Origin of the sequence: Acinetobacter lwoffii, from assembly GCF_024129685.1 — a bacterium.
Classification (GTDB): domain Bacteria; phylum Pseudomonadota; class Gammaproteobacteria; order Pseudomonadales; family Moraxellaceae; genus Acinetobacter; species Acinetobacter lwoffii_X.
This window is the reverse complement of the sequence record NZ_JAMXXL010000007.1, coordinates 64048-90111: the sequence shown is the minus strand read 5'-3', so window position 1 is coordinate 90111 and position 26064 is coordinate 64048. Positions and strand designations below refer to the sequence as shown.

At 44.6% G+C, this 26064-nt stretch carries 24 protein-coding genes; 11 read left to right on the top strand and 13 right to left on the bottom strand.

The features are described 5' to 3' along the window. The first annotated feature begins 4 nt into the window (after window positions 1–4). Together recG and NI464_RS05235 are read left to right on the top strand one after the other, a co-directional pair. A complete protein-coding gene (gene recG, locus NI464_RS05240; RefSeq protein ID WP_004645042.1) occupies window positions 5–2050 on the top strand; it encodes an ATP-dependent DNA helicase RecG in 2046 nt (681 codons plus the stop codon). Then, window positions 2037–2672, top strand: coding sequence for a ComF family protein (locus NI464_RS05235; protein WP_253137913.1), 636 nt, complete (start codon window positions 2037–2039; stop codon window positions 2670–2672). The genes recG and NI464_RS05235 overlap by 14 nt, the downstream gene beginning before the upstream one ends. Before the next feature lie 4 nt (window positions 2673–2676). On the opposite strand, the gene NI464_RS05230 is transcribed toward NI464_RS05235, so the two are convergent. Together NI464_RS05230 and NI464_RS05225 are read right to left on the bottom strand one after the other, a co-directional pair. Then, window positions 2677–3078 carry an NUDIX hydrolase gene (locus NI464_RS05230; protein WP_253137912.1) on the bottom strand — a complete coding sequence of 134 codons (402 nt, stop codon included), beginning with the start codon at window positions 3076–3078 and terminating at the stop codon, window positions 2677–2679. Window positions 3079–3108: 30 nt separating this feature from the next. Continuing rightward, on the bottom strand, window positions 3109–3699 hold the full coding sequence (locus NI464_RS05225) for an LOG family protein (RefSeq protein ID WP_253137928.1): 591 nt from the start codon (window positions 3697–3699) through the stop codon (window positions 3109–3111). Window positions 3700–3851: 152 nt separating this feature from the next. On the opposite strand from NI464_RS05225, the gene NI464_RS05220 reads away from it, so the two are divergent. Beyond that, window positions 3852–4865 (top strand): CorA family divalent cation transporter, encoded by a 1014-nt coding sequence (locus tag NI464_RS05220; RefSeq protein ID WP_086044442.1) that lies wholly within the window; start codon window positions 3852–3854, stop codon window positions 4863–4865. 244 nt (window positions 4866–5109) lie between these two features. Here NI464_RS05220 and NI464_RS05215 read toward each other — a convergent pair whose 3' ends face one another. The 8 genes from NI464_RS05215 to dxs form a co-directional block, all read right to left on the bottom strand. After that, window positions 5110–5397, bottom strand: coding sequence for an STAS domain-containing protein (locus NI464_RS05215; protein WP_253137911.1), 288 nt, complete (start codon window positions 5395–5397; stop codon window positions 5110–5112). Between the two features lie 15 nt (window positions 5398–5412). Then, window positions 5413–6051, bottom strand: coding sequence for an MlaC/ttg2D family ABC transporter substrate-binding protein (locus tag NI464_RS05210; protein ID WP_004281529.1), 639 nt, complete (start codon window positions 6049–6051; stop codon window positions 5413–5415). Between the two features lie 18 nt (window positions 6052–6069). Then, a complete protein-coding gene (gene mlaD, locus NI464_RS05205) occupies window positions 6070–6747 on the bottom strand; it encodes an outer membrane lipid asymmetry maintenance protein MlaD (protein ID WP_005101228.1) in 678 nt (225 codons plus the stop codon). Further along, complete coding sequence (gene mlaE / locus NI464_RS05200; protein WP_004281531.1) at window positions 6747–7526, bottom strand: lipid asymmetry maintenance ABC transporter permease subunit MlaE; 780 nt, start codon at window positions 7524–7526, stop codon at window positions 6747–6749. The genes mlaD and mlaE overlap by 1 nt, the downstream gene beginning before the upstream one ends. Beyond that, window positions 7523–8341, bottom strand: a complete 819-nt coding sequence (locus NI464_RS05195; protein WP_004645032.1) for an ABC transporter ATP-binding protein — start codon at window positions 8339–8341, stop codon at window positions 7523–7525. Before NI464_RS05195 ends, mlaE begins: the two co-directional genes overlap by 4 nt. 405 nt (window positions 8342–8746) lie before the next feature. After that, a complete protein-coding gene (locus NI464_RS05190; protein ID WP_253137910.1) occupies window positions 8747–10645 on the bottom strand; it encodes a DEAD/DEAH box helicase in 1899 nt (632 codons plus the stop codon). A 552-nt stretch (window positions 10646–11197) separates the two neighbouring features. Beyond that, on the bottom strand, window positions 11198–12028 hold the full coding sequence (locus NI464_RS05185; RefSeq protein ID WP_004281534.1) for an inositol monophosphatase family protein: 831 nt from the start codon (window positions 12026–12028) through the stop codon (window positions 11198–11200). A gap of 114 nt (window positions 12029–12142) precedes the next feature. Continuing rightward, window positions 12143–14053, bottom strand: a complete 1911-nt coding sequence (gene dxs / locus NI464_RS05180) for a 1-deoxy-D-xylulose-5-phosphate synthase (protein ID WP_153566892.1) — start codon at window positions 14051–14053, stop codon at window positions 12143–12145. 309 nt (window positions 14054–14362) lie between these two features. On the opposite strand from dxs, the gene ribA reads away from it, so the two are divergent. Next, on the top strand, window positions 14363–14965 hold the full coding sequence (gene ribA, locus NI464_RS05175; RefSeq protein WP_148335029.1) for a GTP cyclohydrolase II: 603 nt from the start codon (window positions 14363–14365) through the stop codon (window positions 14963–14965). A gap of 96 nt (window positions 14966–15061) precedes the next feature. On the opposite strand, the gene hemN is transcribed toward ribA, so the two are convergent. After that, window positions 15062–16435, bottom strand: coding sequence for an oxygen-independent coproporphyrinogen III oxidase (hemN, locus tag NI464_RS05170; RefSeq protein ID WP_253137909.1), 1374 nt, complete (start codon window positions 16433–16435; stop codon window positions 15062–15064). 237 nt (window positions 16436–16672) lie between these two features. Between hemN and hemF the strand changes: the two genes are divergently transcribed. From hemF to NI464_RS05145, 5 genes are all read left to right on the top strand, one after another. Continuing rightward, window positions 16673–17629: an oxygen-dependent coproporphyrinogen oxidase gene (gene hemF / locus NI464_RS05165; RefSeq protein WP_174894175.1), complete on the top strand. Its 957-nt coding sequence runs from the start codon at window positions 16673–16675 to the stop codon at window positions 17627–17629. 134 nt (window positions 17630–17763) lie between these two features. After that, on the top strand, window positions 17764–17970 hold the full coding sequence (locus NI464_RS05160) for a hypothetical protein (RefSeq protein WP_004732323.1): 207 nt from the start codon (window positions 17764–17766) through the stop codon (window positions 17968–17970). A 99-nt stretch (window positions 17971–18069) separates the two neighbouring features. After that, complete coding sequence (gene aroE / locus NI464_RS05155) at window positions 18070–18858, top strand: shikimate dehydrogenase (protein WP_253137908.1); 789 nt, start codon at window positions 18070–18072, stop codon at window positions 18856–18858. A 398-nt stretch (window positions 18859–19256) separates the two neighbouring features. After that, window positions 19257–21080 (top strand): acyl-CoA dehydrogenase C-terminal domain-containing protein, encoded by a 1824-nt coding sequence (locus NI464_RS05150; RefSeq protein WP_004281541.1) that lies wholly within the window; start codon window positions 19257–19259, stop codon window positions 21078–21080. Window positions 21081–21427: 347 nt separating this feature from the next. Continuing rightward, window positions 21428–21637, top strand: a complete 210-nt coding sequence (locus NI464_RS05145) for a cold-shock protein (RefSeq protein ID WP_004281542.1) — start codon at window positions 21428–21430, stop codon at window positions 21635–21637. Between the two features lie 77 nt (window positions 21638–21714). On the opposite strand, the gene NI464_RS05140 is transcribed toward NI464_RS05145, so the two are convergent. Together NI464_RS05140 and hemW are read right to left on the bottom strand one after the other, a co-directional pair. Beyond that, window positions 21715–22659, bottom strand: coding sequence for an HNH endonuclease (locus tag NI464_RS05140; RefSeq protein ID WP_219307421.1), 945 nt, complete (start codon window positions 22657–22659; stop codon window positions 21715–21717). A 172-nt stretch (window positions 22660–22831) separates the two neighbouring features. Beyond that, entirely contained in the window at window positions 22832–23986 is a 1155-nt protein-coding gene (gene hemW, locus NI464_RS05135) for a radical SAM family heme chaperone HemW (RefSeq protein WP_005249859.1), read from the bottom strand. A gap of 126 nt (window positions 23987–24112) precedes the next feature. On the opposite strand from hemW, the gene NI464_RS05130 reads away from it, so the two are divergent. Next, window positions 24113–24571, top strand: a complete 459-nt coding sequence (locus NI464_RS05130; RefSeq protein WP_253137907.1) for a DMT family transporter — start codon at window positions 24113–24115, stop codon at window positions 24569–24571. Between the two features lie 39 nt (window positions 24572–24610). Further along, window positions 24611–25969 carry an MATE family efflux transporter gene (locus NI464_RS05125; RefSeq protein WP_338149651.1) on the top strand — a complete coding sequence of 453 codons (1359 nt, stop codon included), beginning with the start codon at window positions 24611–24613 and terminating at the stop codon, window positions 25967–25969. Window positions 25970–26064: the final 95 nt, after the last annotated feature.

Genomic DNA, 26064 nt, shown 5'->3' with positions numbered 1-26064 from the left:
GGACATGGCTGCAGTCCATCAGTTACAAGGCGTTGGCAATGCCGCCGCTTCATTACTCGAAAAACTAAATATCTTCAATACTGATGATTTGCTTTTTCATCTACCACGTGACTATGAAGACCGTAGCACGATCATTCCCATGAATCAATTGAGCGTGGGACGCAGTTATCTGCTGGAAGGGATCGTTAAAGGTGTAGATTTTCCACCCGGTAAACGCAAATCTATGGCTGTGCTGCTGGATGATGATTTTGGCAAGGTTACTTTACGTTTTTATCATATCTATAAAGGTATTACTGACCGCTGCAAACTGGGTAACCGTTTAAGAATTTTTGGTGAAGTGCGGGTCGGTGCGCGCGGTCTGGAAATGTATCATCCCGAACTGCAAGTCATTACTGAGGACACACCTTTACCTCAAACCCAGCTCACGGCGATTTACCCTGCGACTGAAGGCCTGACCCAACCCAAAATACGGGATTATATTCAGCAGGCCTTGGCTCAATACAGCGACCATCTGCCTGAACTACTGCCAGCAAAATTTAGCAATGGTTATGCACTGAAACAGGCACTGGAATATATCCATCACCCGCCAGTCAATGCCAATATGCTGCAACTAGCACAAGGCTCACATCCTGCACAGCAGCGCCTGATCTTTGAAGAACTGGTAGCGCATCAGATCAGTTTATTGACACGTCGGGCCTTTATTCAGCAAGTCGAAGCGCCTTCATTTGCGCCCAGTAAAACCTATGCCAAACAGCTCTTAGCCAGTCTGGCTTTTGAAATGACCGGTGCGCAAAAACGTGTATCCAGAGAAATCGTGCAGGATTTAAAAAGCAATAAACCGATGTTGCGTCTGGTGCAAGGCGATGTCGGCGCGGGTAAAACCCTGGTGGCTGGTGTCGCAGCTTGCCATGCACTGGAAGAAGGCTGGCAAGTGGCGTTGATGGCACCGACCGAGATTCTGGCCGAGCAGCATTATCTGAACTTTAAACGCTGGTTTGAGCCTTTGGGCTTAAATGTAGCCTGGCTTTCCGGCAAGCAGAAAGGTAAAGCTCGCGCCGCAGCGGAACAGGTGATTCGGGATGGCAGCGCCCATCTGGTGATCGGAACGCATGCCCTGTTTCAGGAAAATGTCGAGTTTGCCAAACTGGGTCTGGTGATTATTGATGAACAGCACCGCTTTGGTGTGGATCAGCGCCTTGCACTCAGAAATAAAGGGCTAGATGGTATGTCTCCGCATCAACTGGTGATGACTGCGACTCCGATTCCCCGCACACTGGCCATGTCTGCCTATGGTGATCTGGATACCTCGGTGATTGACGAGCTGCCGCCGGGCCGTACCCCGATTCAGACCGTGACCATTCCATTAGATCGACGCGAAGAAGTCTTGCAACGGATTGCCAGCAACTGTGCTGAAGGTAAGCAGGCATATTGGGTGTGTACACTGGTAGAACAGTCCGAAACCCTGGATGCTCAGGCCGCAGAAGCGACCTTTGCCGAAATTCGCGAGCGCTTTCCTGCGCTGAATATCGGACTGGTACATGGCAAGATGAAAGCCGATGAAAAACAGGCGGTAATGCAGCAGTTTAAAAATAATGAATTACAGCTCCTGATTGCCACCACCGTGATCGAAGTCGGGGTAGATGTACCCAATGCTTCCATCATGGTAATTGAAAATGCTGAACGTCTGGGCCTATCTCAATTGCATCAGTTACGGGGCCGGGTCGGTCGTGGCGCCAAAGCCAGTTTCTGTGCCCTACTGTATAAACATCCGCTGTCTCAAAATGGTCAGGAACGCTTAAGAATCATGCGCGAAACTAATGATGGTTTCATGATTGCCGAGAAAGACCTGGAATTGCGTGGCCCAGGTGAACTGCTTGGAACCAAACAGACTGGCGACATGAATTTCCGTGTGGCCAAACTGGAACGTGATGATCACCTGCTCAATCAAGCACATTATGTGGCCCAGCAGATGCTCAAGGATTATCCCGATCAGGCGGAGGCATTATTGCAACGCTGGCTACCGGAAGCACCGCGCTATGCCTATGTTTAAATTACTGCAACACGGAAAATCCTGGCTGAGCTGCTTACAGCCCTGTCAGCTCTGTCTAACCGATCATCAAACCATTCATTCAGTCTGTGAAGATTGCTGGCGACAATTACCCTGGGCACATCAAACCATTCAACGGCAGGAAATGCAGTTCCAGATTGCCTGCGACTATGCCTATCCGATGGACCGGCTGATTCAACTGTTTAAATATGAACAGACACTGCATTTGCAAAATTTACTGGCAGGTGCGCTGTTAAGTTTAGACCTGCCTAAAGTCAGTGCAATTGTACCGATGCCGATCTCGAATGAGCGTCTGGCAGAGCGCGGGTATAATCAATCTCTGGTGCTGGCAAAACATGTGGCGAAAAAGCTGAATGTACCCATCTGGCAACCGATTACCCGACTAAAGCAACATTCACAGAAAGGTCTAAGCCGGCTGGAGCGGATTGAAGACATCCAGTCGCAATTCCAGATCAGCACGATTTCAAAGCTACGGTATCGTCGGGTGCTGATTATTGATGATGTCGTCACGACTGGCAGCTCGATTCGGGCACTCAGCCAAACACTTGAACGATTGGGCTGCCAAAAAATTTATGCAGCCTGTCTGGCAGGCGCGCAAATCTGAAAATTTAAGCTTGGGCAAGTAACTGTGACTTGACCCATGGAATCACAATTTCCGTAGTCAAGGGTGCGAGTCGTAGCTCTTTTTCATCCAGATTGACCCATTTCATTTCGGCAATTTCCGCTTCAATTTTTGGCGCCTGATCCAGACTTACCCAATAGACATAACTTACCAGTTGATGATCTGGTTCATTCGCCGTCTGGGTTTCAAAACGCCCAATGAATTGCTGAATCTGCGCCTGTGTGCCAATTTCTTCCTGAATTTCACGCAACATCGTTACTTCTGGTGCCTCATTTGGCTCCAGCTTGCCACCAACCTGCATAAAGCAGGACGTCCCTTTTTTGCGAACCACCAGCAGTTGCTGCGCTTCATTTAAAATAATGGCTGCAGCCACCGTAATCACGTTCATTTATTTTCTACAAATCATGCTGTGGACAGTTTATTTTACAAGATCGGTCTGATCGACCATACCCCATTTCGCTTCAGGCGGCTGATAACTTTCAAATTGGCGTAAAATATCATCCAGATTATCACTAACAATCAAAGCATCGCTAAAGCGCGCTTTGGTAAAACCTTTCTCAGTCGTCATATGGATAAATTTGAGTAAATCATCATAAAAACCATCGACATTTAAAAAAGCACACGGCTTTTGATGAATTCCCAACTGTGCCCAGGTCCATTGTTCAAAAATTTCTTCCAGCGTTCCTGCACCACCCGGAATGGCAATAAATCCCTGTGCCAGTTCCGACATGCGGGTTTTACGTTCATGCATATTATCGACCACAAATAGCTCGGTAATATGCGGATGCGCCATTTCACGATTGACCAACTGTCTTGGAATTACACCAATCACCTTGCCACCAGCAGCCAAAGCACTATCAGCGATAATCCCCATCAAGCCAGAACGACCACCGCCATAGACCAGCGTCTGATGCCTTGCTGCCAAGGTTTGGCCAACCTTTTCGGCAATCTGGGCATAGAGAGGATCCGAGCCCAGTGCTGAACCACAAAAAATTGCAATAGAATTCATCATTTCACTCTCCAATTGACGCTATATTGTACGAAATCGCTGCAAGCGCGCTTTTTCCAAAAATAACTGCTTAATATCAGTGTTTTTATTCAATTCCTTGTCTAAAATACACCCATTCCAATTCACATACTGCGCCAGGGAGAAAAGACAGCATGCTTGAAGCCTTTTACGCCACAGAGCGCGGTAGCTTAGAAGATATCACGATTAATGGTGATTTCGACCTGCATCCAGATTTAGTATGGCTTGATCTGATTGCACCTTCACAAGAAGAGCAGCAATGGATTCTAGATGCCTATGCGCAAAACTTACCGACCTTAAAATCGCTGGAAGATATCTCCTCTAGTGCCCGATTTTACCGTGATGATGACGGTATTTTGCATATCAGCACCTATTTTTTAACCAAAAATAAAAACTATCAGGTCGAGAATGAAAACGAAGATGAATCCAGCATGCTGGCGACGGTACAAACCGTAGCATTCATTCTGCATAAGGACCGTCTTTTTACCTTGCGTGGCGAAAAGTTGGTGGCTTTTCGTGCCTTCCGTGCCCGTGCGCGCCGCAATGATTATGAAATCGATTATAAAGATCCGACCTGGATTTTATTGGGCCTGCTCGAAGCCAAACTGGATGAGCTGGCCGATATTCTGGAAGATGTACATAAAGATTTAGAGAAATATTCAACTGAAGTGTTGAATAACCGCCATCGTGAGCAGATTCTTGATCTGGATGACATGATTACCCGACTAGCTCAACTGGAAGATATGCTCGGTAAAGCGCAGCTCTGTCTGATCGATTTACGTCGTGTTCTGACTTTCCTGTCTCGTCCACGCGCCTTAGGCAGTCATATTTATGATGCGGATATCCGAGAACTTAGTGAAGATGTCCGCTCGCTGGTTGAACATGATGCCTTCCTGTTTCAGAAAGTGCGCTTCCTGCTCGATACCACGTCCGGATTCATTAACACGGAACAGAACGATACGATTCGTCGATTCTCGATCTTGCCAAGTATGCTTGCGCCACCGATGCTGATCGCCAGTATTTATGGCATGAATATCGAAGTTCTGCCTTTTGCACAAGGCACCATGAGCTTCATTATGGTCAGTATTATTTTGATCGGCTTTTTAATCGGGCCATTGATTTACTTTAGATGGAAGAAGTGGATTTAATTTCTTCACCCTCTCTCTAACTCTCTCCCATAGGGAGAGAGGACTTCCAATATTTATTGAGATAGTAGTTTTTAAAAATATCATTTCTCTCCATAAATTTAGAGAGGAAGTTCCCTCTCCTTTTAGGAGAGGGTTAGGGTGAGGTCATATTTTAATCCTTCCTAACCTCCTTTTGATAAAGGAAGGAATTTACTTTTAAAATGTATCAACAATAAAAAAGCACCTTTCGGTGCTTTTTTATTTACTAAATGATTTGTAAATCATCCTGTAAATGACAGGCCTGAATGATATTCATCATTTTAGCAGGGACAGCTTTAAACTGTAGTCCTTGCGCTTGAGGCGTCTGGCGCAACCAGCGCACCAATACTGCCAAAGCCAAAGTACTACCACTTTCAAGCCCAGCCAGATTAACCACAAGCGGAAACTTGCTCTGTGACTGAACCACACGCAGACCATTTAGGTAATAGTCCTGCGCATTGGCATAGTCAATCTTGCCTGAAACCTGCAATTCCTGATCCTTGAATACAATCACGGCTCACCTATCTGATTATTTCTTGTTCTTGTCGATTGCAGCTTCTGCATCCGGTTTGAAGTTAGCAATGGCTTTATCTATATTACCGCCATTACGTTTGACTGTCGCAGCAAACTGGTTACGGAATTGCAAACCTAGATCGATACCCGATACGTTGATGTTGCGGATTTTCCATTGTGAACCTTTGTCCACCAGCTGAAACGCTACCGGAATTTTCTCGCCTTTATTATTAAAGTCGATGGTTACAACAGGATTTTTGCTATTGCTGGCCTTGTACGGACGCACGCTATAGGTCTGATTGCTGAACTTGGAAAATGCAGAACCATAATTTTCAATGAGCGTTTCACGGAAATTCTTTTCAAACTGCGCGCGCTGTGCAGCAGTACTATACTGGTTCGTCGCATAAGTCCCCATCACAATACGCGTGAAAGACTGTGAATCAATGTATGGATCCAAATTCTGGCGGACAATCGCTTTGACCAGCGCCGGATTGTTCTGCAATTTTGCATTATCGGCTTTGAGGCGCTCAATCAAACCATCTGCCACTTTTTTAATAAAAGCAGGTGGTGCTTCAGACGGTGCAGCAAACACTGTACCAGCAACCATTGTGGAAAGAATGCTTGCTGCAAGCGTTTGTTTTACTAAAGTTTTCACTGAAATCTCCTCAATCTATTATTCAACAAATGCAGGTTCTGCATCAGTCGATTCTGAAACTGTCGCCTGTTCTGGGGTAGTTTCTTGACTATCCGACGATTTACCGGCACCGCCAGTAATGAACTTCGTCACTAAATCTTCAATTTCCATGGTGCCTTGGGTATTGGCAATCTGATCACCACGTTTCAAATAGTTCAGACCACCACCTGGAATAATTTTCAGGTATTTTTCACCCAATAACCCATTGGTCGCTACCATAATATAAGCATCCTCATCAATATTGGTGATGGATTTCATGTTAGCTAACAGTTGTTTTTCCATGTCTTTTTGTTGCGCAGGGGTAGCAGCCGTATAGTCCGAACTATAACGTAACTCTTCCAGTGCTTCCTGCTGAACCTGCTTTAACTGTTCAGCATTAAACGAGGTCAATGAGCCATCCAGGGTCATATGCACGGTCGCCAGACGCGTCACTGGATCCAGGGTAATATCATCCACCTGCCCCACTTTCACACCACTCAATGCCACTTTGGCACGTGGCTTGATCCCATTTACATTTTCAAAAGTCGCTGTCATTTTATAGCTGTCGGAAATATTGTGTCCGACCAGACCACTGACACGCATCGCCAGGAAAAATAAGGCAATACCAAACAAAATAACAAAAACACCAACGGCCAGCTCACTAGTACGTGATTTCATTAAACACCTCCGAACATGACCGCAGTCAACACAAAATCAAAGCCTAAAACGCACAGTGAAGAATACACGACTGTACGCGTTGTAGAAGTTGCAATACCTTCCGATGTCGGGACACAGGCATAGCCTTGATACACCGCAATCCAGGTACAAATTAATGCGAATACAAAACTTTTAATAATGGTGCCATTCAAGACATCTTTATAGAATTGCACGCTGCTTTCCATGCCGCTCCAATAAGCGCCTTCATCGGCACCCAGGAAATCTACCCCGACCATTTTACCGCCCATAATGCCAACTGCGGCAAAGATGACGGAAAGCATTGGCAAGCTAAAAATCCCTGCCCAAAGACGCGGCGAAATCACCCGCTTCAATGGATCGACACCGATCATTTCCATACTGGACAATTGTTCAGTAGCTTTCATCAGGCCAATTTCCGCAGTCAAGGCTGAACCGGCACGTCCTGCAAATAGCAAAGCAGCGACCACAGGTGCCAGTTCACGCAGCAAGGTCAACGCGACCGCTGTTCCTAGCATCGACTCACTACCAAAGGTCGACAAGATGCTAAACATCTGTAAACCAAGCACGGCACCAATAAACAGGCCAGAAACCACAATAATCAGCAGGGACAATACCCCAACCCGATACATCTGATAAATAAACAGCTTTACGCCAAGCCAGGTCGGCATGGAAAATAAAATCTGCAACAGCATCAGGGTCGCGACCCCAATCCCCTGTACACGTTCAATAACGCGTCTACCTAATGCGGCAATTGCATTCATGAACGAACCTCATCACTTAAATAAGCTTGATGACTAAACTGATAATCCACCGGACCTTCTACCGAACCGGTCAGGAATTGCTGTACAAAAGCAGACGGATGCGCTTTCAGCTCTGCCGGTGTGCCCTCGCCCTGAATTTTGCCTTCTGCCACCACATAGATGTAGTCTGCAATTGATAAAGTTTCTGCAACATCATGCGAGACAATAATTGTGGTTAAGTCCAGTGCTTCACGTAATGAACGGATCAGACGAGTCAAAACGCCCATCACAATCGGATCTTGTCCGGCAAAGGGTTCATCGTACATGATCAGCTCAGGATCCAGCGCAATCGCACGGGCCAAAGCCACGCGTCGGTTCATACCACCGGATAGTTCAGACGGCATCATCTGTTCTGCACCACGTAAACCGACTGATTCCAGCTTCAGTGCCACGATTTCCTTAATCAGATGTTCCGGCAATTTAGTATGTGCTCGAATCGGAAATGCGACATTTTCATACACGCTCATATCGGTAAACAAAGCACCGCTCTGAAACAGCATGCCCATCCGTGCACGTGCTGAAAAAAGTTCGGAACGTGACATCGTGGCAATATCCTTGCCGTCCAATAAAACCTGACCATGCTCAGGAACCAGCTGCCCACCAATCAGTCTTAATAAGGTGGTTTTACCAGTACCGGATGGTCCCATAATGGCGGTAATCTGCCCACGACGAATATTTAAACTCACGTCGTCATAAATCACGCGCTCACCCCGCTTGAAGCTCAGATTCTTGACTTCAATCAGAGATTGAGTATCTCGCGCTGTTTGATTTTTCATAGCTGAGTTTATTCCTGCATTTTTTCAGCATGCATACTATAAAGGAACGAAGTTCAAAATGTTAGCAGTTGAAAAAGATGGTTTAATATCATAAAAAAATGACAACAATGGATTATTTCGTATTTTTTATAATAAAAATATGCACTTAAGCTTGATTCAAGCACATTGATTAATTAAAAAGGCTGTATAAATAATAGATAATATTACATAAAATCAAAGTCAATGCGATATATGGCATATACACCTCTATCAATTGAGATCGAAGAGCTAAGCTTTTCATATTAATAATTATCATAACCCTGACAAAATATGATTTAGTAGACATTTTACGTTAAAAAGCAAAAAACTCAATGCATAAAAAAACCGGTATTTCTACCGGTTTTTTATCTTCATCTAGCGACTGAATTAGTCGTTAAATTTACGACGTGGACGATCTTCACCACCGAACGAACGTTCACCACGTGGCTTGTCATCAAAGTTGCGACGTACTGGACGATCACCGAAATCACGCTTTGGACGGTCATCACCGAATGAACGCGCTGGACGATCACCGAAACCGCCTTCACGACGTGGAGCTGAACGATCACCAAAATCACGTTTTGGACGATCACCATAACCGCCTTCACGAGCTGGTTTATAATCTACACGGTTGCCACGGTTGTCATCATTAGAACGAGGACGGTCACCAAAACCACCTTCACGACGTGGAGCTGGACGATCACCGAAGTCACGCTTTGGACGGTCATCAAACGAACGTTGTGGACGGTCATCAAACGAACGTTGTGGACGATCACCGAAACCGCCTTCACGACGTGGAGCTGGACGATCACCGAAGTCACGCTTTGGACGGTCATCAAACGAACGTTGTGGACGATCACCGAAACCGCCTTCACGACGTGGAGCTGGACGATCACCAAAGTCACGACGTGGACGATCTTCGCCAAATGCTGGACGTTCGCCACGAGGTTTGTCATCGAAGCTACGACGTGGACGATCATCACCGCCTTCACGACGTTTGAAGTTGCTTTCGCCTTCAAAACGACGACCGCCACCGAAACCACCACGACCGCCATCACGACGACCGCCATCACGGCCACGACCGCGACCAGCGCCATCACGGCTACCACGTGCAGGAGGTGGAGATGGCTCAAGACCTTCAATTTCAGATACGTTTAGACGCGCATCAAGGAAGTCTTCCAAAGCACGGATTTTACCGCGTTCACGGTAAGTCGCCAAAGTAATTGCTTTACCAGTACGACCCGCACGACCTGTACGACCGATACGGTGTACATAGTCTTCGTTCTTCATTGGAAGACCGAAGTTGATGACGTGTGAAATTGTTGGTACGTCAAGACCACGCGCTGCAACGTCAGTTGCAACCAAAATCTTCGCACGACCTTCACGGATGCTACGTAAACGACGGTTACGAACAGTTTGTGGCATAGCACCGTGAAGTGCTACAACTGATAGACCTGCTTCAGCAAGTTCTTCAGCCAACATATCTGTGTCTTCTTGAGTTGACGCAAATACAACTGCTTGATCAACGTCTTCTTCGTTCAACCAGTGAGTAAGAAGTTTTTTCTTGTGCTCGAAACCGTCAGTCCAATGCAAAGTCTGAGTAATATCAGTATTTGTAGAGTGACCAGTTTCGATCGAAATACGCATTGGGTCATTCATCATGCGTTCTGCAAGTGTAATGATACGTGGTGCAAAAGTCGCAGAGAACATAAGAGTTTGTTTGCGGTTTGCAGCCAACTCACCAATTGCTTCTAAGTCTTCAGAGAAACCCAGGTCAAGCATACGGTCAGCTTCATCGACGATTAATGCGTCAACTTTATCCAATTTGATTTGACGACGATTCACCAAGTCAAGTAAACGACCTGGAGTTGCAACAACAACTTGCGCGCCTTTTAACTGTTGAATTTGCTTACCAAAAGGCATACCACCCATGATTGCGGCAATACGCACGCCTTTCATGTGACGTACAAATGCAATCGCGTCTTGACATACCTGTTGTGCCAATTCACGAGTTGGTGAAATCACCAAAATATTTGGTTGAGTAACCGCTTTCATACGGTCTTTAAACGGTACTAATGTATCTTGGTTTGCCAACGCATTTAACGTAGGCAGTAAGAATGCAGCAGTTTTACCAGAACCTGTTTGGCTTGACACAAGAAGGTCTTTGCCTTCAAGCGCAGCTGGAATCGCTTGTTCTTGTACAGGAGTAGGAGTAGTAAAGCCTAAAGCGTCGAGAGCCTGGGTTAGAGATTCGTCGAGGGAAAAATCAGCAAAAGTTTTGCTCATAGAGAGTATTCACCCTGAAGTGGGTGCTCCATTTAATAAATAACAATTATGGACATCGGCAAAAAGCGGCACAGCAAATAATGCTGAAAATATTAGGATTCAGCAGCGATCCGAGTAACGACGATGTGGATATAACGCACGCATGATTACGGCCGCAAACCTGAAGGAATCGCTTAAGCGATTGGGGCGCGAAGGATATGTCCTCTCTATGGACAGCACGCGCATACAATGATTAGAAGATAGTGTTCAGGTAAAGAACAGAAATTAAGTGCGTGGCGGAATTATAGCAGAATATTCCACAATGTCATTAAGTTTTAAAACTAATTTTCCTCTTTCATAATTTATCTATATATTTCTAATACTTAAAATACAATAAAAAATGTAATAGTCGGTATAAAAAGTTACTTTTCGCCAATTCACCTGATATTTCCAGTATTCAAGCAAAGATCAACAACTTTATATCAGTAACTAGTGACCTAGATTCCCATGCATAAAAAAGGCATCCCGAAGGACGCCTTTTCTCAATATTAGATCTAATTCATCTAAACCCGATTATTTTGCTGCTTCGCCCCAAGCAGGAACAACTGCTTGCATTAAAGGCTTAAGCATTTTCATTGAACAAGCCAAAACTTGACCATTTTCCATAGAGTCGCTACCACCACGTGCATCAACTACAGTACCGCCTGCTTCTTTCACGATCAATTCGCCAGCTGCGATATCCCAAGGCTTTAAACCAAGTTCGAAATAACCATCGAAACGACCTGCAGCAACATAGGCTAAATCCAATGCTGCAGAACCTGAACGACGATATTGCGCGCCAGCTTCAGTTACGTTTAACAGGGTTTGAAAATGATTCTTGGCATAAGACACAACTTCGCCATTACGCTTGGCACGATAAGCGTGACCAACAGCCATAAAGGTATTTTCCAGGCTGTCTTTAACATTTACACGAATACGGCGCTGGTTCATCATGGCACCACGACCACGACTGGCAGAGAATAGCTCATCTTTCACCGGGTCATAAATCACCCCGTGTTGAGTAATGCCTTTGTGCTGAACTGCGATAGAGATACAGAAATGCGGGAAACCGTTAATGAAGTTTAAAGTACCATCTAGCGGATCGATCACCCAACACCAATCGGCGTCATGACCTTTACCTTCCTGATAGCCAAACTCTTCACCAAGGAAACTGTGATTTTTATAACTTTTACGTAGGGTATCGATGGTCAACTGTTCCAAATAACGATCTACACGCGTTACCGGACCATCAATTCCTTTTTCTTCGACTTGTAGATCAAGTTTATGACGATTCTGATGCGCTTTTAAAAGCTCTTGACCAACTAACTGAGCCGCACGCGCAGCCATCACCACCATAGGTTCCATTGAACACCCACTACAAATTTGAAGACACTGATAAAGAATAATGCATAAAAGCCCCGATATCTTAGCAAATATCAGGGCTTTTTTGGGAAAAATGTGTCTAAAATTTTTAAGATATTATGACAAGACGCTTTGCCCTAGGCTGGACCAAGCCTGATTGATCGATTTTTCAATGCCTTGCGCATCCAGACCCGCTTGCTGCAACATCTGTGCATGGGTCGCTTGCGCCATAAATGTATCATCCAGACCCAAATTCAGTATCGGTTTGACAATCTGCGCTTCTGCCAGATATTCATTCACGGCACTACCCGCACCGCCCATCACCGCATGTTCTTCTACCGTGACAAACAGACTGGTCGTCAATGCCAGATCATCGAGCATTTGGGTATCTAACGGTTTGACAAAACGCATGTTGATTACACGCACGCCAATCTCATGTTTCACGGCAAATGCTTCAGCAGCGTCGATTGCGGCCTGTACCCGGCTACCAAAGGCCAGCACAGAAATATATTCGTCATATTGCCCATTAAAACTGGCCACAATTTCCGCCTGACCGATCGGAATCTCAACCATCTTTTGCTGAATCTCGACGCCCAGTCCATTGCCACGCGGATAACGTACCGCTGCCGGTCCTGGATATAAATACGCAGTATGCAACATTTGACGACATTCATTTTCGTCTTTCGGCGCCATGATCACGATATTCGGGATAGTACGCATATAGGCATAGTCATAAGCACCGGCATGGGTCGGGCCATCTTCACCGACCAGACCAGCACGATCAATACCGAAAGTAACATCCAGATTCTGCAAAGCCACGTCATGTACCAGTTGATCATAACCGCGTTGCAGGAAAGTCGAGTAAATTGCAACCACCGGCTTCAAGCCTTCACAAGCCATACCGGCAGCCAAGGTAACTGCATGCTGTTCGGCAATTGCTACATCAAAGAAACGTTCCGGATATTCTTTGGCAAACTTCACCATGCCTGAGCCTTCGCACATGGCGGGAGTAATCGCGAGCAAACGTGTGTCTTGTGCCGCTTCATCGCAAAGCCATTGCCCAAATACATCCGAATATTTCGGCGCAGTATTGCTGGCAACAACGGCATTGAGTTTGCTAATCGCGTGATACTTGATTTGATCCGATTCTGCCGGAGCAAAGCCCTTGCCTTTTTTGGTATAGATATGAATCAGACGGGGGCCTTTACGCTTTTTCAGCGCATTAAAGACATGCACCAGTTGTTTGACATCGTGACCATCGTATGGGCCAAAATAGTCAAAGCCAATGGCTTGGAATAAGTTATCTGCAGCATCGGTCGCTGCACTGTGTAAACGCGAGTTATACAACCATTCCGGATGTGGCTGTACATATGCCTCACCCTGCTCGGTAACATTAACGAATTCACCGCGCTCCCAAATGGCAGCCAGATGTTTGGCAAAACCACCGGTACTGCAAGAAATCGACATATCATTGTCGTTCAGCACCACCATCAGATCAGCACTGTGTGCCACGGCATCATTCAAGGCTTCAAAGGCCATACCCGCTGTCATGGCACCATCGCCAATAATCGACACAACTTCACACGGATTATTCTGATAACGACGTGCCAGTGCCATACCTAGGCCAGCAGAAATTGCCGTCGAAGAATGCCCTACCCCAAAAGTATCAAATTCAGACTCTTCTCTAGCCGGAAACGCAGCCAGACCGTCTTTGGCACGAATGGTGGTGAGCTGTTCACGACGACCAGTTAACACTTTATGTGGATACGCTTGATGACCTACATCCCAGATCAGGCGATCATGCGGCGTATTAAAACAATAATGTAAGGCCACGGTGAGTTCAATCACACCGAGGTTGGCACCAAAATGTCCACCACTTTGCCCGGCAGCATACAAAATGAATTGACGTAACTCATCCGCCACTTGTTCTAGCTGGCTTTGCTCGAGTGCACGCAGTTGCTCAGGATGATTGATCGCATCAAGCAACGGTGTTACAGGGCGTTGAGTTGGGATTTCTGTATACAGCATATTATGGCAAAGCCTTCTAAAGCCTGGCAAATCTAAAGCTAGGTTAATGGGGAGTACCCGATCATATAGCTGAATTGTAGCAGCTTCAATTCAGCTACGCTTCTAGCGATGCAATATTAAACAATGATCTCGTCGGGGTGAAAAAATTGCAGCCTACGATTATCCTGAATAATCTTACTATTTATCAACTATTATCGTTCGCTTTCTACAAAAAAGAAAATCTATTGCAGAATTTCGACTTTGCAATTCTACCAATGTTCAAGCATTACGCTATACTTTAGCCAATTTCAGGATTTAACGGGTTCAGCTGTGCCAATCGAATTTGTCGCAACGTCAAGATTACCTACCGCTCACGGTGAATTTAAAATTACTGTATTTCAAGACCCTGAGACTGGCGAAGAACATGTCGCACTTTCCAAAGGACTTGAAGAAGTATCAGATGAACCTGTGGTGGTTCGCGTACATTCTGAATGTTTAACCGGTGATGCCTTTGCTTCACTCAAATGCGACTGTGGCCCGCAATTGCAAGCGACTTTAAAACTGATCAATGAATTAGGCCGCGGAGTCATTCTGTATTTGCGTCAGGAAGGTCGTGGCATTGGCCTGACCAATAAAATTCGTGCTTATGCCCTGCAAGATCAGGGACATGACACAGTAGATGCCAACCTGATGCTGAACCTACCGGCGGATGCACGCCAATACGACATGTGTAGCATTATGCTGGATCATTTACAGGTAAAATCGGTACGTCTCGTGACCAATAACCCTTCAAAAATAGAAGCCTTAAAAGCACAAGGCATTAATGTGATCGATCGTGTGCCTTTGACTGTGGGTTTAAACCCTTTTAATGAACAATATCTCAAGACCAAGCACGAACGCATGGCACATCTTTATAAAAAGGATGATTTTTAAAGAATCTCCCCTAGCCCCTCTTTAAAAAAGAGGGGAAAGTAAGCCTCCCTTTTTAAAGAAAGGTTTGGAGGGATTTTTATAGCTTAGGAAGAGATTCTAAATCGTCATGGAGAAAATCCGGTTCTCCGGTATGCGTCGCTTTAAACGTAAATCAAAAGCCATACAAATATTGCGTACAAATGGTTTCCCTTTCTCCAGAATCGTGACTGACGAGTCTGAAAATTGAATCAAACCATCCTGTGCCATTTCGTCAAGCTGTTCCAAAACCTCATCAATTTCAGGGAAAAGCATCTCGGAATTTTCCCATGAGGTGCTAAAGCTGCACATCAAATTTAGAATATGTTGCCGGATGATCAAATCTTCCTGATTTAAGACATGTCCTTTAAATACCGGAATTTCATTGCGCGCCAGGCATTCATAATATTCTTCAATGGTTTTCACATTCTGGGCAAAGCTGTACCAGCTATCGCTGATCGAAGAAATCCCGAGTCCAATCATCACCTGGGTTTTAGAGGCGGTATATCCCATAAAATTGCGGTGCAATGTTCCAGCTTGAAAGGACTGGTACATCGCATCTTTTTCTAAGGCAAAATGATCCATACCGATTTCATGATAACCATGCGCGAGTAACTTCTTTTTACCTTCTTCATAGCATTCCCGTTTGATTGCATCTTTGGGCACATCGGCATCTTTAAAACCGCGCTGACCATTGCCTTTAATCCAGGGCACATGTGCATAGCTATATAAAGCCAGACGGTCCGGCAAGAGCGAATTGGTTTGTTCAATAGTATTTAAAACATCTTCCAGACTCTGAAATGGCAGACCAAAGACCAGATCATGGGAAATCGATTCATAGCCAATTTCTCGCGCCCATTCGGTTACCTGTTTAACATTTTCATAAGGCTGAATCCGGTGAATCGCCTTTTGCACGGTTTCATTATAATCTTGTACCCCATAACTGACTCGACGAAAGCCAAGGTCATATAAACCTTGCAAATGCTCACGCATGGTATTGTTAGGATGGCCTTCAAAACTGAATTCATGTACAGGCGCTATGTCAGCTTTGGCCAGAATGCCTTGAATCAGTTGAGCGAGATGCGCCATTGAAAAAAAGGTCGGCGTCCCCCCGCCCAAATGAATCTCTTTAATGATGGGCTTTTCTTGTAATAGCTCACAATATAAATCCCATTCTTTTAATACCGCCTGAATATAAGGCTGTTCCATTTCATGTTTTTTTGTGACTCTCTTATGGCAACCACAAAAGGTACACAGGCTTTCGCAAAATGGTAAATGGATATACAAACTAATGCCTTCGTTTTGATTGGATTCTGCAAAAGACTTTTTTAGCGTTTGCTTCCATTGTTCCAGTGAGAAATTCTGCTCTTCCCAATACGGAACAGTGGGATAACTGGTATAGCGCGGACCGGGAACATTGTATTTTTGAATCAGGGAATTGACCTGTACCGACATGACACCCACCTATTACCATCGAGAAATGCTCAAGCTAATGAGCGCTTGTGAGTTATTGTGCTGAGCTTGAAAGAAGAATTCAACCTAGCCATTTAGTCGGATTAAATGCCATATTCTGCTTATGAATCTTGAAATTTAAAGTCTAGACCGATCAACTGCATTGCCAAATAGACCTTAATCTTTGACTGATTTTATGCTTTGATGTCGTTAGTTTTTTTATTTTCTTACGAGGCTCTGATGCAGCATCCTACATCTACGGATATTCAACGCGTTCGTGAATTTCTCCTCGACTTACAGGCACGGATTTGTGCAGCACTAGAACAGCAGGAACGTGCTGGCGGCGGTACGGCTGAATTTATCATCGATGACTGGGAGCGTCCGGAAGGTGGTGGCGGCCGTTCACGTGTTTTGCAAAATGGTACGGTGATTGAAAAAGGCGGTGTGATGTTCTCTCACATCAACATTTCCAAGCTACCTGCTTCTGCGACCGAACGTCATCCTAATATTGCTGGCGCCAAAGCGCAAGCGATGGGGGTATCACTGGTCATCCATCCAAAAAACCCGAATATACCGACTTCGCATGCCAACGTGCGTTTATTTGTGGCTGAAAAAGAAGGCCAAGATCCGATTTGGTGGTTTGGTGGCGGTTTTGACCTGACCCCGTTTTATCCGAATGATGAAGATGTACTGTCTTGGCATCAAACGGCGCATGATCTATGTGCGCCATTCGGCGAAGAGGTTTATCCTGAACATAAACAATGGTGTGATGATTATTTTTATCTGAAACATCGTGATGAACAGCGTGGCGTTGGCGGCTTGTTTTTTGACGACCTGAATCAATGGGATTTTGAAACCTGTTTCCAGTATATGCAGGCTGTAGGCAATGGATATCTGGAAGCCATTCTGCCGATTTTCCAGCGCAATCAGGATAAGCCTTATACCGAAGCACAACGCGAGTTTCAGTTATACCGTCGCGGCCGTTATGTGGAATACAATCTGGTTTATGACCGCGGCACCCTGTTTGGCTTGCAGACTGGTGGCCGGATTGAATCGATTCTGGTCAGCCTGCCCCCGCTTACCGGATGGTCATATCGCCCTGAATGGGATGAGGGCTCACCGGAAAAACGCTTAACAGATTACTACCTGAAACCACATGACTGGTTAACAGAATTAAAATCCAACGCAATGAAATGATACAAACGGCCCTCAAATAGAGGGCTGCTTTAATAGATATATCCTCTATACTGCTGCATAGAAATACCTGATTTGATCGCGGCACCCTATCGCTACATCGATCATATTCCATTTGATGTCTAGTGAGAATAACAATGCATAATCTTCAATTAAATCTACCTGTGTTGGCCTTTTGGCTTTTTCTGGCGCTCGCCATCAGCGCGATGAGTACCGCAATTTTGAGTCATAATCTGATTCTGGATGGCGCCGCTATTCTGGTGAGTATCCTGACTGGGCTTGGGGTTGTTCTCAGTATGGCGCTGATGTTTGCGGAACATATTATGGATATTTGCAGCTCCTAAAACCCTGATAACTTAGCAGCAATTTAAAATCGCGCAGGCTTTAGTCCCTGCGCTTTTTCACGTATATTGATGGCCATTTCCGCACATGGACATTGTGAAATGAGCAAAAAATTTGCCGTGATTGGTAACCCGATTGAACAATCACGTTCTCCAGAATTGCACCACGCCTTTGCAGCCAAAACTGGGATCGACCTGAATTATAGTAAACGTTTGGCTCCACTGGATGGCTTTGAAGCCAACATTCAGGAATTCTTTGGCCAGGGCGGTAGCGGCCTGAATGTTACTGTCCCCTTCAAAGAGCAGGCTTTTGGCCAATGTCAGGTGCTGAGTGAACGGGCCAAAATTGCCAAAGCAGTGAATACGCTATGGATGGAAAATGGCATCCTGCATGGCGACAATACCGATGGTCAGGGACTGGTTGAAGCCATCCGTGCCTTAGACTGGCCACTGGAAAATACCAATATTCTGATTATTGGAGCAGGCGGTGCCACGCGTGGTGTGATTTATCCACTAACCCAAGCAGGTGCGAAAAAAATCGTGATCGCCAATCGTACCTTGGCACGGGCGGAACAACTGGTCGCTGATCTTCAGAATGCCGTACCGCAAGTCGAATTACAGGCGATTTCACTAGACACTTTAGCCGGTGAATTTGATTTGATGATTAATGCCACTTCTGCCAGTCTCAGCGGTGATGCCCTGGTTTTACCGGAAACGCTACAGTTTAAACGGGCCTATGAAATGGCCTATGGCAAACCTTCTTCCTTTCTGGATCAAGCCAAGGCACGCGGTGTACCGACATCTGAAGGTTTTGGCATGCTGGTCGGTCAAGCAATTGAATCTTTTTACATCTGGAATGGTATCAAACCGGATTTAAAAGAGTTTCTTTAAAACCCCTATCTCTCTAATGAGTTCAGCTCGGGTTGCAACTGCAACCCTTTACTTCCCTCCTACTACTTTTTATAAGCTGAAAAACCATGGATTGGTTTTAATGACATTTTAAAATGAGTTATTTTGCCACCTGAATCCGAGCACAATTCATACAAAAATATACTGGACAAATCACCTTTTAACTCATTAAATTCTATTGATATAACAAGTTTTTAATCTTCCTGTAATGTAAACACCTAATGATGAAATTCGATGATTTCATTCATTAGCCTTAAAAATCGATTAGCTTTTCTGACATTTTTATTCATTGAATTCATCAATGTTTTTTTATCCCGAATGTGAATAATCAAAGAATCGATACAGATAATCCAAAACTAATTTCAATCAGGATTAAACGCATGCCAGCATATAAAGCCCCTTTACACGACATTCGCTTCCTTATGAATGAAGTGCTTGACTACCCTGCGCACTACCAGAATTTGTCGAATGGTGAATATGCCGATGCCGACACGGTAGATATGATCTTAGAAGGCGCTGCAGATTTCTGTGAAAATGTACTGTCGCCGTTGAATCAAAGCGGTGATGAAGAAGGCTGTCATTTTGAAAATGGCGAAGTAAAAACACCGAAAGGCTTTAAAGAAGCTTACGACCAGTTCGTACAAGGTGGCTGGCAAGGTCTGTCTTATCCTGAAGAATTTGGTGGCCAAAACCTGCCAATGTCTTTAAACCTGATCAAATCGGAAATGATGGGGACTGCAAACTGGTCATTCCAGATGTATCCGGGTTTAAGTGTGGGTTGTATCAACACTATCATGCAATATGGTACCGATGAGCAGAAAAACACGTATCTGCCTCACTTAGTTGCAGGAACTTGGGCGGGCACCATGTGTCTGACTGAGCCGCAATGTGGTACTGACTTGGGTCAAGTTAAGACCAAAGCAGAGCCGAAAGAAGATGGCAGCTATGCGATTTCAGGAACTAAAATCTTTATTTCTGCAGGTGAGCATGACCTGACTGAAAATATCGTACATATCGTACTGGCACGTCTGCCCGATGCACCACAAGGTACCAAAGGGATTTCTCTGTTTATCGTACCTAAATTTATTGCTGCGGCGGATGGCGGTATCGGTGAGCGTAATCCAGTGAACTGCGGTTCGATTGAACACAAAATGGGGATTCGCGCTTCAGCAACGGCTGTACTGAATTTTGACAATGCGACTGGCTACCTGATTGGCGAACCGAATAAAGGCTTGCACGCTATGTTCACCTTTATGAACACGGCGCGTATTGGTACTGCGATTCAGGGTATTTGTCATGCTGAACTGTCGTTCCAGGGTGCTTTACCTTATGCTAAAGAACGTATGTCAATGCGTGCCTTGTCTGGCAAAAAAGATCCAGAAAAAGTAGCGGATGCGATCATTCACCATGCTGATGTCCGCCGTATGCTATTGACGCAAAAAGCCATTGCTGAAGGTGGCCGTGCCATGATTTATCATGCAGCAAAAATTGCCGACAACATGAATGATGCTTTGCTGCGTGGCGATACTGCAGCATTTGAACAGCATGATGACCATCTTGGGTTCTATACTCCAATCCTGAAAGGCTTCCTGACCGAAATGGGTTATGAGGCATCAAATCACGGTATGCAAGTCTTCGGTGGACATGGCTATATCAAAGAATGGGGCATGGAACAGATCGTACGTGACTCACGTATCTCTACCCTGTACGAAGGTACAACAGGTGTTCAGGCACTGGACCTGATTGGCCGTAAAGTGCTATTGACCTCGAAAGGCAAAGTGATTCGTGATTACACTGCTGAAATCCTGAAATTCTGCGGTCAGCATGCACGTAATAAATACATGCGCCGTTTTGCCTGGGATTTAACCAAGCTGTGTGCACAGTGGAATGCATTAACCGTGCGTATCATGCTGGCAGCACGTAAGGACCGTGACATCGTCTCTTCTGCGTCAGTCGATTTCCTGATGTTCTCCGGTTATGTGATGATGGCGTACTTCTGGGCACAGCAAGCCGCAGTCGCTTCAGCCAAACTGGCTTCTGGCGATGGTGCGGAAGTTCCAGAATTCTATAAAGCAAAAATCAAAACTGCTGATTTCTACTTTGAACGTATCCTGCCACGTACCCAAGGTCACGCAGAAGCGATGGTGAATCCATCTAAAACCATGACGGCACTCGCTCCAGAACACTTTAGCTTTGACTATTAAGTTGTAAATTGAGTTAAAAAGAGCGCTTCGGCGCTCTTTTTATTGACGCAGACGCCCTTGTTTAACTTAAAAAACCTTTCTGGATAGAAAATATACAAATTTAATTTTATATTTTTCAATATCCTAATAAATTAGCCAAATAAAACGCTTGTATATCTCAAAATAAGCGGTATGATAATCCCAACTAGAAAAATTCTTGTTTTGGTTAGTCTTCTTTTAAGTATCGCAGTTTTAGTCATAAACCTTCGTATTACAGATCAAAAAGCTCCATCCTTTTTATTTTTCAAAGTTACAGTTAGTCATCTGAAATTTTGGCTATAAATTCATACGATTCAATAGGTTATATTATGTCTAATACAGTTAACGGTACAGTAAAATGGTTCAACGAAACTAAAGGTTTTGGTTTCATTCAACAAGAATCAGGTCCAGACGTTTTTGCTCATTTCAGCGAAATCACTGGTTCAGGTTTCAAAACTTTAGTTGAAGGCCAAAAGGTTTCTTTCAGCGTAGCTCAAGGTCAAAAAGGCCCGACAGCTGTAAATATCGTTGCTCTATAATTTAGAAGCAAGATATTGAAAAAAGCACTCTTAGAGTGCTTTTTTTGTGCCTATCATTTCTCTCATACCGCTCGCTTTTAAAGATCATTGGGTTGTTCTAAAAACCGGTGTGCTCTATGCCAGGCTAAAAATACCGGATCAGGGGCAAAACGTTTTGGTACGTCGATTCGTTTACCGTGATAAAGTTTTAAATAGGCGTATAAACTCGCATCTTGCTTGGCTTGATTCGCAAGACACACTTTAAGCCCTTTATCTAGCGTGATAAATCCCTGATCGAAAGCTTGATCCAATAAAGAAGATAAACAAATTCCATTACGCGGATTTCTTCTATGTACCTGATTTTCAGACCAAGGTACGATATGAGAAGCCACTAAAAAGGCTTTGGTCTTAATACCAGAGATCGCACATTGATATTGATAATTAAGTTTAACTTGTAAAGCAAATTCCTGGTGTGGCGAACCGCGAACTTTTACATTGGCATATTGATCTTCAACACTATAATCGAGGATTTCTTGACGTAAATGCGTATCTAACAAAGCATCCTGTTTTTCGCCTATTCCTGCTAATTTAAGTAATCGCCAAAAATCATCTGCCGTGATCTCATTCATGCCATATTGTTGAAAAAAATGTTCCCAAGTATTTCCGCGTGGTTTAAAAGTCCATTGAAAATCTTCCAAATCGGACTGCAGAATAGGATCTATAAAACGTATACCATCGATCACTTTCGCAAAGACCGGTTTGGTTCGGCGTTTTTGATGATTTTGAGGAATGGCAGTAGGTGCAATAATCTTGGCTATACGGCCTGCACCATAAAGATAGAATTGATTTTTAATTTCAGAGGCTTTTTGCGGTCGTCGATATAAAAAGAAATCCCCTTCCCTGACTCGATTATATTTAGACTGATCCCAATGATATTCTTTAAAGTCCCGATCTTCATAAACCAGATGATCACTTTTACTATCAAAAATAAAGAATCGGGTATTAGTTAAATCCAGCTGTTGAAAATCCCATAATGTATCCACCTGCCCACCCTCTAGAAATTATAATATTCATTTAATTTAATCTTTGAATATTCTCAGAAAACTTCTCTTTAAGAAAGCGTCAATCAGACTTTAGGCATTTTATTTAAGGCAATAAAAAACCCCAATAAACTCCTATTAGGGTTTCTTTTAGAACAATGGAGAAATTAAATAATTAAAGAAATTCTTCCAGTACCGAATTTAAAAAGATATGCCCCTGCTCGGTACATGAAAGACGATCTTGATCATCGACCATTAACTTTCTGTCACGCAAAGAACTCAGCAACTCATTCAAGCGATCCAGACTCAGGCCAGTACGTTCTGCATAGAGCTTGGCTTCCACGCCGTGATTTAAACGTAAGGCATTCATCATAAATTCAAATGGCATGTCGGCATCTTCAATTCGCTTAAACTGCACATGTTCGGCAGGTACTTTGGCTAAGTAGTCCTTAGGTAAACGGGTTTTCTGGAACCGATACACGCCATCTGTCTGAGTGACTTTGCCATGTGCTCCGGCGCCAATTGCCAGATAATCACCAAACTGCCAGTAATTCAGATTATGTGCTGAAGGCAGTTCTTTACGCCAAGCCGAAACTTCATAGTTGATAAAACCCTGCGCTTTTAAGTAGAGCTCACCCTGCTCCTGAATATCTTCCAATACTTCATCGACAGGCAAAATCGGTTGAGTCCGGAAAAATACCGTATTTGGCTCAATCGTTAGCTGATACCAGGAAATATGTGTAGCACCCTGTTCCACGGCCAATTTTAAATCATGCAAAGCCTGATCCAAGGTCTGTTCAGGCAAACCATGCATCAAGTCGACATTAATGCGCTGAAAGCCGGCTTCACGTGCTAACCCAATGGCAGAAATCGCATCTTCATTGCTGTGAATCCGTCCCAAACGCTTGAGATGCTCGGTATTAAAACTCTGCACCCCAATCGACAGACGGTTAATTCCGGCCTGTAAATAACCGGCAAACGGATCATGTTCGACTGTGCCGGGATTGGCTTCCAGCGTAATCTCACAGCCTTCGGCAAAGGGAATAACGGCTTTGAGCTGATCAAATAACCATTGATAGCCTGGGGCAGAAATCAGTGACGGCGTCCCCCCACCAATAAAGACACTGTGAATCTGCCGGCCTTGGGCAAAATCGACCTGAGTTTTAAAGTCTTCCACCAGTGCTCGTAAATATTCCTGTTCCAATTCCAGTGATAGCTGACCATCCGGAACCGCATGCGAATTGAAGTCACAATAAGGACATTTGCGCACACACCAAGGCATATGAATATATAAGGACAAAGGGACAGCAGCAGGATTCAATTCAGCCAAAGAACTACTCAAAAACGATTACAAGATATAGCGGAATTTTAACATGACTAGGCGGCAACACTGCTAAAATTAAATTTGATCGTGTGATATGTCTAAAAATTTAAATAGAATTAGTCAGTTAAAATTATGAAAATATCTTCTCAACTTATTATTTTACTTCCTTTGGTTTTTGCAATCGGTGTTTTATTGACACTCCAGACTGCAATTAATACACAACTGAAAGAATATTTATATTCTCCTATTCAAGCTGCATTTTTTTCCTTTTTGATTGGTACAATAGTGCTCGCCGTAATCGTACTTTTTCAGTCCAATCCCAAACCCGGTTTACAGGAATTGATGAGTGTTCCCTGGTATTTATGGCTAGGGGGAATCGTGGGTGTATACGCGATTAGTATGAGCATTTATGCAGCACCCAAACTTGGCTTTCTGGTTCTTAGCGGTCTCATTATTTTTGGTCAGATGGTGATGTCGATGCTGGTCGATCATCTGGGATTATTGGATAATGAAAAAATGCCGATTAATTGGCAACGTCTTTTAGGCGGCGTGGTAATTTTTATTGGTGTGCTTCTCACTTTACAACGCTAAACCTTCTATTTAAGCACATGATCACGATGAGTAATTTTTGTGTCGAATGTTTCACCAGTCACAACCTTTGGTTTTGAATTAAAAAAACTGTTTCATCTGATGTTACCCATTCTGGTGACCCAATTTTCTCAGGCTGGTCTGGGTCTGATTGATACCATTATGGCCGGTCACCTGTCTGCTACCGATCTTGCCGCGATTGCCGTCGGAGTAGGACTCTGGATTCCGGTGATGCTGCTGTTTAGTGGCATTATGATTGCCACGACGCCTTTGGTTGCTGAGGCCAATGGCGCACGCACACCTGAAAAAATTGCCACCATTGCACGTCAATCGCTTTGGGTTGCCCTGATTCTTGGGGTAATTGCCGGCTTGATTTTGCAACTCTTGCCGGCCACTTTGCCACTTTTAGGTGTACCGGAAAGCTTACAACCTAAAGCCGGTTTATTTCTGCATGCGATTGGTTTTGGTATGCCAGCGGTAACCATGTATGCGGCCTTACGCGGCTATTCTGAAGCGATTGGAAATCCGCGTCCGGTGACCGTGATTAGTTTATTGGCGCTGGTCTTGCTAGTTCCGCTGAACTATATCTTTATGTATGGTATTGGCCCTGTTCCGGCCCTAGGCAGTGCAGGCTGTGGGTTTGCCACGGCGATTTTACAGTGGCTAATGGTCATCACCCTCGCGTTGTATATCTTTAAAAATAAGGCCTATCAACGTACCCAGCCTTTTACCCATTGGGAAAAAATCAACCCGGAATGGATGAAGCGCATCTTACAGCTTGGCTTTCCAATCGGATTGGCAATTTTTTTTGAGGTCAGTATTTTCAGTACTGCTGCAATTGTGCTGAGTCCTTTGGGTGAGACCATTGTCGCTGCCCATCAGATTGCTATTTCTGTCACTTCACAACTGTTCATGATTCCCATGTCACTGGCGATTGCCCTGACCATTCGGGTTGGCACCTACTATGGTGAACAGAACTGGCAAGCTATGCGTAAAGTACAATATCTCGGCCTGATTACTGCCACTATTCTGGCGATCCTGACCATGATTCTGCTTTGGGTTTTCCGCAATGAAATCGTAGCACTCTACACCTCAGATCTGATCGTGACCCAAATTGCGGTGTATCTGATTCTGTTTGCCATTGCCTATCAGCTGATGGATGCCTGGCAGATCAGTGCGGCAGGTTGTCTGCGCGGCATGCAGGATACCAAGGGGCCAATGTGGATTACCATGCTGGCTTACTGGGTCATCGCCTTCCCGGTCGGGGTGTATTTGTCCCGCTTTACCGACATGGGCGCCGCCGGTGTCTGGGTTGGCCTGATCGTGGGTTTAAGTGTTGCCTGTGTTTTATTGCTGGCACGACTCTATAGCAATAACAGACGTTTAAGCTTAAAGGTGTAAAAACTTAGCGACTTTCAAGCAATCTTAAATATTGGGTAGGTGACATGGATGTCACCGTTGAGCTGTGATACAGGGAAGTAGCATCAGATCAACGA